General features: G+C 63.2%; 16 protein-coding genes. 12 read left to right on the top strand and 4 right to left on the bottom strand.

Going from position 1 to position 14,834, the window contains the following annotated elements:
- The 12 genes from M0D66_RS36510 to pyrF all read left to right on the top strand — a co-directional run.
- A partial coding sequence (locus tag M0D66_RS36510) for a hypothetical protein (RefSeq protein WP_266212791.1) occupies window positions 1–222 on the top strand: 222 nt, incomplete at its 5' end.
- 184 nt (window positions 223–406) lie between these two features.
- On the top strand, window positions 407–1,387 hold the full coding sequence (locus tag M0D66_RS36505; RefSeq protein WP_200565222.1) for an IclR family transcriptional regulator: 981 nt from the start codon (window positions 407–409) through the stop codon (window positions 1,385–1,387).
- Window positions 1,384–2,442, top strand: coding sequence for a 2-dehydro-3-deoxygalactonokinase (locus tag M0D66_RS36500; protein ID WP_266212790.1), 1,059 nt, complete (start codon window positions 1,384–1,386; stop codon window positions 2,440–2,442). Before M0D66_RS36505 ends, M0D66_RS36500 begins: the two co-directional genes overlap by 4 nt.
- Before the next feature lie 36 nt (window positions 2,443–2,478).
- On the top strand, window positions 2,479–3,159 hold the full coding sequence (locus M0D66_RS36495; RefSeq protein ID WP_200621373.1) for a 2-dehydro-3-deoxy-6-phosphogalactonate aldolase: 681 nt from the start codon (window positions 2,479–2,481) through the stop codon (window positions 3,157–3,159).
- Window positions 3,156–3,932: an SDR family oxidoreductase gene (locus M0D66_RS36490; RefSeq protein WP_200621374.1), complete on the top strand. Its 777-nt coding sequence runs from the start codon at window positions 3,156–3,158 to the stop codon at window positions 3,930–3,932. The genes M0D66_RS36495 and M0D66_RS36490 overlap by 4 nt, the downstream gene beginning before the upstream one ends.
- 173 nt (window positions 3,933–4,105) lie before the next feature.
- Entirely contained in the window at window positions 4,106–5,104 is a 999-nt protein-coding gene (locus M0D66_RS36485; protein WP_093635403.1) for an arabinose ABC transporter substrate-binding protein, read from the top strand.
- A gap of 223 nt (window positions 5,105–5,327) precedes the next feature.
- Complete coding sequence (araG, locus tag M0D66_RS36480) at window positions 5,328–6,863, top strand: L-arabinose ABC transporter ATP-binding protein AraG (RefSeq protein WP_093635405.1); 1,536 nt, start codon at window positions 5,328–5,330, stop codon at window positions 6,861–6,863.
- Window positions 6,864–6,917: 54 nt separating this feature from the next.
- Window positions 6,918–7,934 carry an L-arabinose ABC transporter permease AraH gene (gene araH, locus M0D66_RS36475; RefSeq protein ID WP_054034524.1) on the top strand — a complete coding sequence of 339 codons (1,017 nt, stop codon included), beginning with the start codon at window positions 6,918–6,920 and terminating at the stop codon, window positions 7,932–7,934.
- A 64-nt stretch (window positions 7,935–7,998) separates the two neighbouring features.
- A complete protein-coding gene (locus M0D66_RS36470; protein ID WP_256455558.1) occupies window positions 7,999–8,799 on the top strand; it encodes an SDR family NAD(P)-dependent oxidoreductase in 801 nt (266 codons plus the stop codon).
- A complete protein-coding gene (locus M0D66_RS36465; RefSeq protein WP_266212789.1) occupies window positions 8,796–9,731 on the top strand; it encodes an SMP-30/gluconolactonase/LRE family protein in 936 nt (311 codons plus the stop codon). Before M0D66_RS36470 ends, M0D66_RS36465 begins: the two co-directional genes overlap by 4 nt.
- A gap of 216 nt (window positions 9,732–9,947) precedes the next feature.
- A complete protein-coding gene (locus tag M0D66_RS36460) occupies window positions 9,948–11,000 on the top strand; it encodes an aldose 1-epimerase (protein ID WP_093635413.1) in 1,053 nt (350 codons plus the stop codon).
- Between the two features lie 139 nt (window positions 11,001–11,139).
- The gene (gene pyrF, locus M0D66_RS36455) at window positions 11,140–11,955 is read left to right on the top strand and encodes an orotidine-5'-phosphate decarboxylase (protein WP_093635415.1); all 816 of its coding nucleotides are present in this window, start codon (window positions 11,140–11,142) and stop codon (window positions 11,953–11,955) included.
- 16 nt (window positions 11,956–11,971) lie between these two features.
- Here the strand turns inward: pyrF and M0D66_RS36450 are convergent, their stop codons facing one another.
- The 4 genes from M0D66_RS36450 to thiL form a co-directional block, all read right to left on the bottom strand.
- Window positions 11,972–12,493 (bottom strand): cupin domain-containing protein, encoded by a 522-nt coding sequence (locus M0D66_RS36450; protein WP_266212788.1) that lies wholly within the window; start codon window positions 12,491–12,493, stop codon window positions 11,972–11,974.
- 31 nt (window positions 12,494–12,524) lie between these two features.
- Window positions 12,525–13,025, bottom strand: coding sequence for a CinA family protein (locus tag M0D66_RS36445; protein WP_054034521.1), 501 nt, complete (start codon window positions 13,023–13,025; stop codon window positions 12,525–12,527).
- Window positions 13,026–13,093: 68 nt separating this feature from the next.
- Entirely contained in the window at window positions 13,094–13,666 is a 573-nt protein-coding gene (locus M0D66_RS36440) for a phosphatidylglycerophosphatase A (RefSeq protein ID WP_171926716.1), read from the bottom strand.
- Window positions 13,656–14,654, bottom strand: a complete 999-nt coding sequence (thiL, locus tag M0D66_RS36435) for a thiamine-phosphate kinase (protein ID WP_266212787.1) — start codon at window positions 14,652–14,654, stop codon at window positions 13,656–13,658. Before thiL ends, M0D66_RS36440 begins: the two co-directional genes overlap by 11 nt.
- Window positions 14,655–14,834: the final 180 nt, after the last annotated feature.

Below are 14,834 nucleotides of genomic sequence, written 5' to 3'. Positions count from 1 at the left end.
ATTCAAGGAAAGGCACCAAAGCCAGAACAAGGAAAGGCCAAAGCCCTAAGAACACAGACAAAAAGCGCCAAGCAGACAACAAGCTTAAGAAAACCCCACCGCCGCAGGCAAACCCACAGCACAAGCCCCCGGCAGGACCAAATCCCATTATATGAATCAAACATTCACATATTGGAGATTTCCAAAAAACCGCCCTACAATCCACACCAACACGCACCGTGAGCTCAAAAAGCCACGACCAGCGACAGCAAGAAAAAAAACCGGAGACAAGCCAAACACCATGCCAAAGCCCCAAAGGCAGCAACCGCACGCCCGCGCCAGTAGCAACACACGCGCCGCGAGCAAAACTGGCCCCCTCTCCGGCCCCGCGCTGTAAGCGCAAAAAACTACCTGAAAGCGAATCGCCATGAACAAAGCGATGCCCAATCACGCCGTAAGCGAATCTGACGCCGATCTGGCGCCGCAGGCCGATCACGCTTCCAGCGCCGCGCCGCGGCAGGCTGCCAACGCTGCGAAGGTGTCACGCGCCAGCGTCCAGCATCCGCCCGTGGTCGACGAAATCGCCTTGCCGAGCACGTTGCTCGACATCACGCCGCAACAGGCCGGCACGCAAACACTACTGCGCGGCCTCGCGATTCTGGAAGCCGCCGCCGCCGGCGTGCGCGATCTGCGCACCTTCGGCGCCGCGCTCGGCACGACCCGCAGCACCACGCATCGGCTGGTGAGCAGCCTTGTGCAGGCGCGCTATCTGCGGCAAGTGCAGGGCGGCTATCTGCTCGGCCCGAAGTTGATCGAACTCGGCACCATCGCACTCGAACAGATGCCGCTCACGACCGTCGCCCGCCAGCATCTCGAATCGCTCGCCGAGCAAACGCTCGACACGATCCACCTCGGCGTGCGCGATGGCGACGACGTGCTGTACATCGACAAGATCCCCGGCACCCGTGGCCTCGAAATGCGCTCGCGCGTCGGTCACCGGATGCCGCTGGCGTCGACGGGGATCGGCAAAGCGATGATGCTCGACCTCACGCCGGACGTCTGGCAGTCGCTCTTCGAAGCATCGCGGCGTGCGCTCGCGGGCGTCAGTTTCAAGCCGGATAACCGCCCCGATGCGCAGACCTTCATGCAGCGCATGACCAACTACGCCGCCGGCGGCTACACCTTCGACCTCGAAGAAAACGAAGCGTCGATCCGTTGCGTTGCAGCGCCGGTGCGCGATGCATCGGGCGCAGTCGTGGCGGCGCTGTCGGTGGCGAGCACGATTCCGTATATGTCGCTTGAACGCATGGATGAACTGATTCCGGTCGTGCAGCGCGAAGCGCGCGCGATCTCGGAAGAACTCGGCTGGCGTGCCCCGCAACCGGCAACCCGCAGGATCAAACGATGAAGCGAGCGGGTTCTCACACGCAAGCGGCCAATCCGGTGCGCGCCGCCGCTGTCGCCGACACTACCCTCCAGGACGCAGCGCTCATTGCGCTCGACTGGGGCACGACGTCGCTGCGCGCGTATCTGTACGACGCGGCCGGCGAGGTGCTGGCGACGCGGGCATCGACGGCCGGCATCATGAATTTGCCGCGTAGCGCCGAGCAAGGTGGCTTCGACGCCGCCTTCGAGGACGCGTGCGGCGCCTGGCTCGAACAGGCGCCCGCCGTGTCGGTGATCGCAGCCGGTATGGTCGGCAGCGCGCAAGGCTGGCTCGAAGCACCGTATGTCGATGCGCCGGCGAATGCGGATGCGCTGGTGGCCGGCATCGTCCGCGTGAAAGCCGCGTGCGGCGTGACGCTGCACATCGTGCCGGGCGTCCTGCAGCGCGGCGAGTTGCCTAACGTCATGCGCGGCGAAGAAACCCAGATTTTCGGCGCGTTGGGGCAGGACACGGGTGCAGTGGACAGCGGTAAGCGCGCACTGATCGGTTTGCCTGGCACGCACGCGAAATGGGCTGTCGTGCAAGCGGGTCGCATCGAACGTTTTCATACCTTCATGACCGGTGAAGTGTTCGCGGCTTTGCGCGAGCACACCATTCTCGGCCGCACGATGGTCACGCCGGATCGTCCGGATACCGCATCGTTTCTGCATGGCGTGAACATCGCGCGCGACAAAGGTCAGGCGGGCATGCTGGCCACCGTATTCAGCTCCCGCACGCTCGGGCTCACCGGCCAACTTTCGCGCGAACAGCAGCCGGACTATCTGTCGGGTTTGCTGATCGGGCACGAACTGGCCGGTCTCGAAGCCGCGCTGTCGCAACAGCAAAACTCGCTCGCCGGGCAGCATCTGCGTCTGATTGGCAATGAAGCGCTGTGCGAGCGCTATCGCGTAGCACTGGTGCAATTCGGTTGCACGCACGCGGAGCTGGTGAAGCACGCCACCGAGCGCGGCTTGTGGCGCGTCGCCACCCAGGCGGGGCTCGTCAAGCCTACGCCGCAAGCGGCGCACGCCGGCTAACCGGCAGCGCCGCCGCTCACGAAACAAGGAATCGACATGCAACCTCACATCAATCTGCCCGCCCCGTACATGCCGCACGCGGGGTTGATCGCGGCGTTCGAGGTCTGTCCGCTGATCGCGATCATGCGCGGCGTGACGCCCGCCGATGCCGCCGAGCACGCTCAGGCGCTGTACGAAGCCGGCTTTCGCATCGTCGAAGTGCCGTTGAATTCGCCGCAGCCGTTCGACAGCATCGCGGCAATCCGCAAGGTGTTGCCGGCCGATGCGATCGTCGGTGCTGGCACGGTGCTGCATCCGAGTTTCGTCAACGACGTGAAGTCGGCCGGCGGCGAGCTGATCGTGATGCCGCATAGCGACCCGGAGGTCGTCGGCGCCGCGAAAGCGCAAGGCATGGCCTGCGCGCCGGGTGTGGCGACACCGAACGAAGCCTTCATCGCGCTGAAAAACGGCGCGGATGTGTTGAAGATGTTCCCCGCCGAACAACTCGGCTGCCAGGTCGTGAAGGCGTGGCGCGCGGTGATCGCGGCGGAAGTGCCGCTGGTGCCGGTTGGTGGGATCACGCCGGACAACATGGGTCCGTTCCTTAGCGTTGGCGCGAATGGCTTCGGCCTCGGCTCGGCGCTGTACAAGCCGGGACAGAGCGCGGCGGTGACGGCCTCGCACGCAAAGGCGTTCATCAACGGGTTGCGCATCGCCCGTGCAGGCGCGAAGAAATGAAGCGGCTCGCCGACAAAGTCACGTTGATCACCGGCGCCGGCCGCGGCATCGGTGCGGCGATCGCGTTTGCGTTTGCGCGTGAGGGCGCGGCGGTCGTGCTGGCCGAACTCGATATCGAAACCGCGCAGCAGACGGCGCAACAGATCAAGGCGCAAACCGGCGCACGCGTGTTGGCGGTGCAGACGGATGTGACGCAATCGGCCTCGGTTCAGCATGCGGTGAGCGAGGCCGAGCAGGCGTTCGGCGCGGTCGACGTACTGGTCAACAACGCCGGCATCAACGTGTTCTGTGATCCGCTGACCATGACGGATGACGACTGGCGCCGTTGCTTCGCGGTCGATCTCGACGGCGTCTGGAACGGGTGTCGCGCGGTGTTGCCGGGCATGGTCGAACGAGGCTCGGGCAGCATCGTGAATATCGCGTCGACGCATGCATTCAAGATCATTCCGGGATGTTTTCCGTATCCGGTGGCGAAGCATGGCGTGATCGGATTGACGCGCGCGCTCGGCATCGAATACGCGCCGCGTAATGTGCGGGTCAACGCGATCGCGCCGGGCTACATCGAAACGCAATTGACGCACGACTGGTGGAACGAACAAGCCGATCCGGCTGCCGCGAAACAGGCGACGCTCGCTCTGCAACCGATGAAGCGCATCGGCCGCCCGGAAGAAGTAGCGATGACGGCGGTGTTTCTCGCCTCGGATGAGGCGCCGTTTATCAACGCCACCTGCATCACCGTGGATGGCGGCCGCTCGGCGGTGTATCACGACTGAACGTAGCGGGGCAGCACGCAACAGGAAGCGGGAAACGCAACAAGAAGCAAACGGGCAGCAAGAACAAAGCAGCAAGGTTTCACCGGACGACGCGCTGGCCGCGTGTGTCACACCCGGTACAAGAAGACGCGGCCGATACCTTCTCGTTATCAATTAGTCAGGAGACACGCATTATGAAACGAAGAATTTTCCTCACGCTGGCAGCAGCGGCGACGGGTGTGCTCTTCAACGCACCGGTGGCGCAAGCAGCGGACCCGGTCAAGATCGGCTTCCTCGTGAAGCAGCCGGAAGAACCGTGGTTCCAGGACGAATGGAAGTTCGCCGAAATTGCCGCCAAGGAGAAGGGTTTCACGCTGGTGAAGATCGGCGCGCCGTCGGGCGAGAAGGTGATGAGCGCTATCGACAACCTGTCGGCGCAGAAGGCACAAGGCTTTGTGATCTGCACGCCTGACGTCAAGCTCGGGCCGGGCATCGTCGCCAAGGCGAAGGCCGACGGCCTGAAGATGATGACGGTCGACGACCGTCTCGTCGACGGCGCGGGCAAGCCGATCGCATCGGTGCCGCATATGGGCATCTCGGCGTACAACATCGGCAAGCAGGTGGGCGACGGCCTGGCCGCGGAAATCAAGAAGCGCGGCTGGGACATGAAGGACGTCGGCGCAATCGACGTCACCTACGAACAGCTGCCGACCGCGCATGACCGCACGAGCGGCGCAACCGACGCGCTGGTCGCCGCCGGCTTCCCGAAGGCGAACATCATCGCCGCGCCGCAAGCGAAGACCGACACGGAAAACGCGTTCAACGCCGCCAACATCGCGCTGACGAAGAACCCGAACTTCAAGCACTGGGTGGCTTACGCGCTGAACGACGAAGGCGTGCTCGGCGCGGTGCGCGCAGCGGAAGGCCGCGGCTTCAAGGCGGACAACATGATCGGTATCGGCATCGGCGGTTCGGACTCGGCATTGAACGAGTTCAAGAAGCCGACTCCGACGGGCTTCTACGGCACGGTCATCATCAGCCCGAAGCGTCACGGCGAAGAAACCTCGACGCTGATGTACGACTGGATCACGCAAGGCAAGGAACCGCCGATGCTCACGCTGACGACCGGCATGCTGGCTACGCGTGACAACGTTGCCGATGTGCGCCAGAAGATGGGCCTCGCGGCAAATTAATCGGCTGAAAGCGTAGTTAAATGAAGTGAACTGCCGGTGCGTCGTTTCTCCAAGGATTGGGCGCGCCGGCAACAGCAATACAAGATCAGCAGTTGAGACAGACCGTGTTTGCCGCTGGCGTGACTGCCTCGCAAAACACGCACGGTTCACACGAAGCAGCAATTAATTGCATGGGACCGGAGTAAGCGCTGAAGCGCTAACACCGGTCGACATAGGAGGCGAAGTGTCAGCGACGCTACGTTTTGACAATATCGGCAAAGTCTTTCCAGGCGTGCGCGCGCTCGACGGTGTGTCCTTCGACGTCAACGTCGGCCAGGTGCACGGCCTGATGGGCGAAAACGGCGCAGGGAAATCGACCCTGCTGAAGATTCTCGGTGGTGAATACCAGCCCGATTCGGGCCGCGTGATGATCGACGGCAATGAGGTGCGCTTCACGAGCGCGGCGTCGTCGATCGCGGCGGGGATCGCGGTGATTCACCAGGAACTGCAATACGTGCCCGATCTGACGGTCGCGGAAAACCTGCTGCTGGGCCAGTTGCCGAACTCGCTCGGCTGGGTCAACAAGCGTGAAGCCAAACGCTTCGTGCGCGAACGCCTCGAAGCGATGGGCGTGGCGCTGGATCCGAACGCGAAGCTGCGCAAGCTCTCGATCGCGCAACGGCAGATGGTCGAAATCTGCAAGGCGCTGCTGCGCAACGCACGCGTGATCGCACTGGATGAACCCACCAGCTCGCTGTCGCATCGCGAGACAGAAGTGCTGTTCAAACTGGTGCGCGATCTGCGTGCCGACAACCGCGCGATGATCTACATCTCGCACCGCATGGACGAGATCTACGAGCTGTGCGATGCCTGCACGATTTTCCGCGACGGCCGCAAGATTGCTTCGCATCCGACGCTCGAAGGCGTGAAGCGCGACACCATTGTCAGCGAAATGGTCGGACGTGAAATCGCCGACATTTACAACTACTCGTCACGGCCGCTCGGCGAAGTGCGCTTCGCTGCCAAAGCGATCGAAGGTCATGCGCTCGCACAGCCGGCCAGCTTCGAAGTGCGGCGTGGCGAGATCGTCGGCTTCTTCGGTCTGGTGGGCGCCGGGCGCAGCGAACTGATGCATCTGGTGTACGGCGCGGATCACAAGAAGGCCGGCGAAATCGTGCTCGACGGCAAGCCGATCAAGGTGCGCAGCGCCGGTGAGGCGATCAAACACGGCATCGTGCTGTGCCCGGAAGACCGCAAGGAAGAGGGCATCGTTGCGATGGCGACCGTGTCGGAGAACATCAATATCAGTTGCCGCCGTCACTATCTGCGCGCCGGGATGTTCCTCGATCGCAAGAAAGAGGCGGAAACCGCCGACCGTTTTATCAAGCTGCTGAAGATCAAGACGCCGAGCCGTCGTCAGAAGATCCGCTTTCTGTCGGGCGGCAACCAGCAGAAGGCGATTCTGTCGCGCTGGCTGGCCGAGCCCGATCTGAAGGTCGTGATTCTTGACGAGCCGACGCGCGGGATCGACGTCGGCGCGAAGCATGAGATCTATAACGTGATTTATCAGCTCGCCGAACGCGGCTGCGCGATCGTGATGATTTCGTCGGAATTGCCGGAAGTGCTCGGCGTGTCCGACCGGATCGTCGTGATGCGCCAGGGCCGGATTTCCGGCGAGCTGGCGCGTAAGGACGCAACGGAACAATCCGTGTTGGGCCTCGCCTTGCCGCAAAGCTCGACAGCGCTGCCCGGAACCGCAGCCACCGAGCAAGCGGCCTGAACATTATTTGGACGAAAGTCCGGCAACCCGTGGGGAACGGGAGGAGTCTTCAACATGCAAGCCAGAGAAAACCTCGCGCAACAAGCCGCAAAAAGTGCGGCCGAAGCGCTGATTCCGCAAGGCAACGACAAGGCGAAATGGTGGCAGCAGATCACCGAGTACAGCCTGATCCTGATCTTCATCGTGATGTTCATCACGATGTCGCTGACGGTCGACCACTTCTTCTCGATCGAGAACATGCTCGGTCTCGCCCTGTCGATTTCGCAGATCGGCATGGTCGCGTGCACGATGATGTTCTGTCTGGCCTCGCGCGATTTCGACTTGTCGGTGGGGTCGACGGTCGCGTTCGCCGGTGTGCTGTGCGCGATGGTGCTGAATGCGACCGGTAATACGTTCATCGCAATCATTGCGGCGGTGGCGGCGGGTGCGGTGATCGGCTTCGTCAACGGCGCCGTGATCGCCTATCTGCGCATCAACGCGCTGATCACGACGCTCGCTACGATGGAAATCGTTCGCGGTCTCGGCTTTATCGTGTCGCACGGTCAAGCCGTGGGCGTGTCGTCGGATACGTTTATCGCGCTAGGCGGTTTGAGCTTCTTCGGCGTGTCGCTGCCGATCTGGGTCACGCTGCTGTGCTTCATCGTGTTCGGTGTGATGCTCAATCAGACTGTGTACGGCCGTAACACGCTGGCAATCGGCGGTAATCCGGAAGCCTCGCGTCTTGCCGGTATCAATGTCGAACGCACGCGCGTTTATATCTTCCTGATTCAGGGCGCCGTCACCGCGCTGGCCGGTGTGATTCTGGCTTCGCGGATTACGTCGGGCCAGCCGAACGCGGCGGAAGGCTTCGAGCTGAACGTGATTTCAGCGTGCGTGCTGGGCGGCGTGTCGCTGCTCGGCGGTCGTGCAACGATCTCCGGTGTCGTGATCGGCGTGCTGATCATGGGTACGGTTGAGAACGTGATGAACCTGATGAACATCGACGCGTTCTATCAGTACCTCGTGCGTGGCGCGATCCTGCTCGCCGCTGTGCTGCTCGACCAGTTGAAGAACCGCGGCTCACGGGACTAACCCGGGATTGAACCCGGAAATAAACCCGCGGCTCACCCACCTTGCTCTAAAAAGGAATCGAACGATGTCGTCTCCGGCCAATGCAAACGACCGCCTCGCGGACAACGCGTTTGCCCGCTATCCGAGTCTCGTCGACCGAACGGTGTTGATCACGGGCGGCGCGACCGGTATCGGCGCATCGTTCGTCGAGCATTTTGCGGCGCAGGGTGCGCGCGTCGCGTTCTTCGATATCGACGCGACCGCAGGTGAAGCGCTCGCCGACGAACTGGGCGATTCGAAACACAAGCCGCTGTTCCTGCCTTGCGATCTGACCGACATCGACGCGCTGCAAAAAGCGATCGCCGATGTGAAGGCCGCACTCGGTCCGATTCAGGTGCTGGTGAACAACGCCGCGAACGACAAACGCCACGCGATTGGCGACGTGACGCGCGAGTTTTTCGACGCGGGGATCGCGGTGAATATCCGTCACCAGTTCTTCGCGGCGCAAGCGGTGATGGAGGACATGAAAGCCGCGAACGCGGGTTCGATCATCAACCTGGGTTCGATCAGCTGGATGCTGAAGAACGGCGGCTATCCGGTGTACGTGATGTCGAAATCGGCAGTGCAGGGTCTGACGCGCGGGCTCGCGCGCGACCTCGGTCACTTCAATATTCGCGTCAATACGCTGGTGCCGGGCTGGGTGATGACGGAAAAGCAGAAACGTTTGTGGCTCGACGATGCGGGCCGTCGCTCGATCAAGGAGGGTCAGTGTATCGATGCTGAACTGGAGCCGGCCGACCTCGCCCGCATGGCGTTGTTCCTCGCGGCCGATGACAGCAGGATGATGACCGCGCAGGACATCGTCGTCGACGGAGGCTGGGCGTGAGTGCGGGTGCGGATTTGCCCACACATAGCGCGGCGCTGCTGCTGGACACGAAATGCACGCTCGGCGAAGGCGCGACGTGGTGCACGCGAACCGGCCGTTTCTACTGGAACGACATCGAAGGCGCGCGGCTGTGGCGCTATGATCCGCGCGACGGCGGGAGCACGTTCTGGCGCATGCCCGAGCGTCTCGGGAGTTTTGCGTTGTGCGCCGATCCGCGCTACCTGTTGCTCGGATTGGCGACGCATCTCGCGTTCTTCGATCTGACAACCGGCGAGACGCGGCGTATCGTCGACGTCGAACCGGGCTTGAACACGCGCGTGAACGACGGCCGCTGCGATCGTCAGGGTCGTTTCGTATTCGGCACGAAAGACGAGGGTTCGCCGTTGCAGGCAATCGGCGGGTTTTATCGTCTGAATCACGATTTGTCGCTGGAGCGTTTGCCGTTGCCCGCACCGGCGATCTCGAACAGCATCGCGTTCAGTCCCGACGGCGCGACGATGTACTACGGCGATTCGCCGACACGTGAAATTCGCGTTTGCGACTACCGCGCGGACGGCAGCGTTGCCAACGACCGCGTCTTTACGACATTGACGGACGCGACCGGCGAGCCCGACGGCTCGACCGTCGACAGTGATGGTGGCGTGTGGAACGCACAGTGGGGCGGCAGGCGAGTGGTGCGGTATGGCCCCGATGGCGTGGAAACCGAGCGTGTCGACGTACCGACCGCGCAGCCGAGTTGCGTCGCGTTTGGCGGCCCCTCAAGAGGACTTCCTTCAGGGCCTGTACAACTGGACACCCTGTACATCACGAGTGCGCGTATCGATCTCGATGCCGCCGCGCTAGCGGGCGATTCTCATGCGGGCGGCGTGTTCATCGCAACACCCGGACGACAAGGTTTGCCGGAACCGGTGTTCCAGGGCGCGCCTACATAGCGCAGAATGACGCAGCCTCAGTTGCAAGGCAGAGTGCAGTCGAGCAGTGATTTTGGAACTGAACCAGTTGTTGATGTCGCAAACCAAGTGCCAGCAAATCGGCAGTAGATCGGCAGCATGCAGTTCGGACCCTGAGGCGACCTGTGCAAAAAAAATCGCCCAACAGCATCCGTCAGCAATGACGGCAACGTCCTACGCCTCTCGATGGAGCCAGATATGACTGTTGCGAATCCTGTTTCCGCCTCTTCTCAGAGCCGGCGCGCGCGACTCAACGCGGCGGCCAATCCGGTGCTTCCGGGTCCAAGTACTTCTGCGGTTGCGGTCGGTGAGACGAGCGGCGGCGAGCTCGCGTGCATTACGCTCGCCAATGCGCATTTGCGCCTCGATGTCGCGCCGACGCTCGGCGGCGGCGTCACCCGTTTCGACTGGCGTAACGACGGCGCGCTCACGCCGATTTTCCGGCGCTGCCGTCACGTCGCTTCGGATACCCAGCCGAATCAGCTGGCCTGCTATCCGTTGCTGCCGTATTCAAATCGCATAGGCGGCGGTCATTTCAATGTGGCGGGGCGGCGTGTCGAGGTGCCGCAAAATCGTGCCGACGAAGCCTTGCCAATTCATGGCGACGGTTGGCTCTCCGCTTGGCAGGTTGCGGAGTCGGATCGCGAAAACGTGCGTCTGACGCTCGATCGCCACGACGGCAAACCGTACGCATTCCGCGCGACGCAAACCTATACGCTGGACGGTCCCACGCTCGTCATCACGCTGGACATCGAGAATGCCGGCCGCGAGGCGTTGCCTTTCGGGCTGGGCGTGCATCCATTTTTTGTGCGTGACGCGGACACCGAACTATCGGCGGCGGCAGGCGGCCTGTGGCTTTCCGGCGACGACTGGCTGCCGGTGCGTCACGTGCCGGCGCCGCCCGCATGGCAATTCGGCGTGGCATATCCGTTGCCGGAGACCATCGTCAATCACGCGTTCACGGGCTGGAGCGGGCAGGCGGCGGTGGTGTGGCCGAAGCGGCGGCTGTCGCTGAATATCGCCGCCGACACCGACTACTACGTGCTGTACACACCGCCGCGCGAAGACTTCTTCTGCTTCGAGCCGGTCGACCATCCGATCAACGCGATGAATCTGGCGGGCGGCGCATGCGAAAACGGGATGACGATGCTCGCGCGCGGCGAACGGCTCACGCGTACGTTCCGCTTTACCGTCGAACGCACGGGTTTGCGCTCGATGCCGGGCGCACGCGGTTCGCGCCGGCGACAGTAGGGCGCGAGCAGGGCGCAGCGGTACGGCGTACCCGTCGTCACGCCCCAGCCGGAACCGGCATGGCGCGTGGCTGCGGCTTGTCGCGCAGGACAGGTAAAATACGCGCCACTTCCGTTATCGGCTCGCCGCGAGACTCACCATGTCCAATTTCATCCAGACACTCAACGACGCCTGGCAGCGCACGAACTCGCTGCTGTGCGTCGGCCTCGATCCCGAGCCCAGCAAATTCCCGGGCGCGCTCGCGGGCCGTCCCGAAGCGATTTTCGACTTCTGCCGCACCATCGTCGATGCGACCGCGCCTTATGCGTCGTCGTTCAAGCCGCAGATCGCCTACTTCGCCGCTCATCGCGCGGAAGACCAACTCGAGCAGCTGATCGCACACATTCATGCGAACCACCCGGGCCTGCCGGTGATTCTGGACGCGAAGCGCGGCGATATCGGCAGCACCGCCGAGCAGTACGCGCGCGAGGCCTTCGAGCGCTATCAGGCGGATGCGGTGACGGTGAATCCGTATATGGGTTTCGATTCGATCCAGCCGTATCTGGAGCACGAGGGCAAGGGCGTGATCGTGTTGTGCCGGACCTCGAACGCGGGCGGCTCAGACCTGCAGTTTCTGGAGACGGGCGGGCGTCCGCTGTATCAGGTCGTTGCGCAACTGGCGGCGGACAAGTGGAATGCGAGCGGCCAGCTGGCGCTCGTGGTCGGTGCGACTTTCCCGAAGGAAATCGAAGTGGTGCGTGGGATCGTCGGCGATATGCCGCTACTGATTCCGGGCATCGGCGCGCAAGGCGGCGATGTTCAGGCGACGGTCAACGCCGGCCGGACGGCGAACGGCACGGGCATGTTGATCAACTCGTCGCGGGCGATTATCTACGCCGGTAAGGATGACGATTTCGCCGAAGCCGCGGCTAAGGCCGCGATGGAAACGCGTGACCGGATCAATGCGTTCCGGTAATTGAGGGTGAGGCCGGTCAGGTAACCGGCCCCAGCCGCTCGATAAACACCGCATGCTGCGGATGCCGCGCTTTTAGCGCTTCGACATCCGCCAGTTCGAACTCGCTGAACTCAAACCCCGGCGCGACCGTGCAACCCACCAGCGCGAACGTCGCCGGGTCCGCGCATTCCGCGGCAAACCACAAACCCGCGGGCACCACTGCCTGAAACACGGCATCCGGATGCGTCAGCGCGTTGCCCAACGTGTGCGTAATCAACCTGCCCGCTTCGTTGAGCACGTGGACATTCAAAGGCTCGCCGGCATAAAAATGCCAGACCTCGTCGGACTTGATCCGATGCCACGCCGAATGCGCGCCGTCGCAAAGCAGGTAGTAAATCGCGGTGGACGCCGAGCGCGTCTGCGTTGAACCGTCATCGCGGCGCACGGAATCCACGGACCGATACGTTTCGCTGAAAAATCCGCCTTCCGGATGCGGCTTCAGATCGAAGCGGCGGATCAACTCGTCTTTGGCTGCGTGCGAAGTCGAAATATTGGGCATCGTGACGGGGCCTCAGATTTTGAACCAGACGTTAATGTTCGCGCTCGTCGAGCAGGGCCAGCACACCGCGTAACGCGTGCGCGGCGGCCTGCACGCGGATCTTCTCGCGGTCGCCCTTGAAGACTTTGGTTTCGACGGACGTATGCAGCCGATTGCTCCAGCCGAACGACACCATGCCGACCGGCTTGGTTTCCGTTCCACCGCCCGGGCCGGCGACGCCGGTAATCGACACCGACACCTGCGCGCGACTGTTGCGCAGCGCGCCCTCCGCCATCGCGCGCGCCACCTGTTCGCTGACCGCGCCGTGCTTTTCGATCAGGTCGGCCGGCACGCCGATCATCTCGGACTTCGCCTGATTCGAATACGTGACGAAGCCGCGCTCGAACCAGCCGCTGCTGCCGGAAATATCGGTGATCGCAGTCGCCACCATGCCGCCTGTGCAGGATTCGGCGGTGACGAGCATCAGGCGCTCGTCGCGCAGGCGGTTGCTCACGCGAATCGCAAGCTGGTGAACCACGGAATCGGTAGGCATGGCGTCAATCCGGAAAACGGGGAACTGCTGCGGGAGGCTGTCGGCAGCCGGTGACCGGCGGGCAACGGTTAAACCGACATGCGCCAGAGCGCAATCACGAGCAACGTGAAGAACGCGGCGACCAGGTCGTCGAACATGATGCCAAAACCACCTTTCAGTCGGCGATCGAAATAACCAATGGGCGGCGGTTTCACCATGTCAAAGAAGCGGAACACGATGAACGCCCAGAGTTGCCCGGTTAGCGTGACCGGCGTGACCATTAGCAGCACCAGCCAGAACGCGATGATTTCGTCCCAGACGACCGGCGACGGATCGTCGGTGCCCAGCTTCTTAGCGGTAAAGCCGCAGATCGCAATGCCGCCGAAAAAGCCGGCGACGATCAGAACGCCCCATTCGACCACGGTCAGATAACGGCTCAGGACGGCGAACGAGGCCCATGCGAACAGGGTGCCGACGGTGCCCGGCGCAACCGGCGACAAGCCGCTGCCAAAGCCCAGCGACAGAATGTGCAGCGGATGCGACAGCATGAAACGCGCGGTGGCGCGGCGCGGCTGAGGACGCGGCGCGCGCGGGCCGGACGCGTTGGGCTGCGGATGGCCGATCAGATCGTCGGCGGGGCCCAGCGGGGGATCAGTCTGCATGGAAATGGTCGAAGCCTTGCAACGTCAGAGTGAGCGGCGCGCCGGCGGCATCGCGCCAGCCGATCGCCGGGCGGTCGGCCGCCGTTTGAAGAGCGCTTATTGTACCGATGCGGGTGACCGGTACGGCGACCTCGCGGCCGGCTGCTTCGACCTTGGCGCGCGCTGCGGCCGGGGCGGTGAAGCACAGTTCGTAATCGTCGCCGCCGGCTAGCGTGCAACGTTGCTGGATCTCGGGCGAGAGGCGGCGTAGCGCGGTCGAACGCGGCACGGCGTCGACGTCGACCGTGGCCTGCATCTCCGAGCGTTCCAGGATGTGCATCAGATCACCGGCGAGCCCGTCCGAGAGATCGAGCGCAGCATGCGCGATCCCCCGCAGCGCGAGACCGAGGAAGATGCGCGGCTCGGGACGTTCGAGGGCGCGACGAAACGCCGCAGTGTCGCCGGCATCGGCAGACCACTCGCCGCGCTGCACGCCCAGCCCGGCACGGGCGTCGCCGAGCGTGCCTGAGATCCAGATATCGTCGCCCGGTTGCGCGGCGTCGCGGCGCAGTGCAACTTGCGGTGGCACGCTGCCGAACACGGTGATGCACAGATTCAACGGGCCGCCGGTGGTGTCGCCGCCGATCAGATCGCAACCGTAGCGCTCAGCCAGCGCGAAGAGGCCGTTGCTGAAGGCGGCAAGCCATGCCTCGTCGGCTTTGCGCAACGAGAACGCCAGGGTGAACGCCTGCGGCTTTGCGCCCATGGCGGCCAGGTCCGACAGGTTCACCGCGAGCGCCTTGTGACCGAGCGCCTCAGGATCGACGTCAGGAAAAAAGTGGCGGCCTTCCACCAGCATGTCCGTCGATATCGCCAGCATTTCGCCGGGGCGCGGCGCGAGCAGGGCGCAGTCGTCACCGATGCCGAGTTCGCCTTCAGCAGCACGGGACGGCGCAGCGGCTGCGCGGCGGGCGAAGAAGCGATCGATCAGCGAAAACTCAGAGAGCATGGGGTAGTGGGTAAGCGGATAAGTGCAACGAAAAGTCGCTAACGGCGCGCATTGTACGGAGATGCCCGCGGGTAAACACTCTATTCGCGCTCAACTCCGATTCAACGAGTGGTTGGCCCAACGTGTGCCATGTCTGCCTTTCGCTATATTTCAGTCGCGGCAGTTGTACCCGTATTGAAG

The organism is Paraburkholderia sp. SECH2, assembly GCF_030464795.1.
GTDB classification, from domain to species: Bacteria; Pseudomonadota; Gammaproteobacteria; order Burkholderiales; family Burkholderiaceae; genus Paraburkholderia; species Paraburkholderia aspalathi.
Note: the sequence above shows the minus strand (reverse complement) of the source record. Positions and strands in the feature narration are given on the sequence as shown.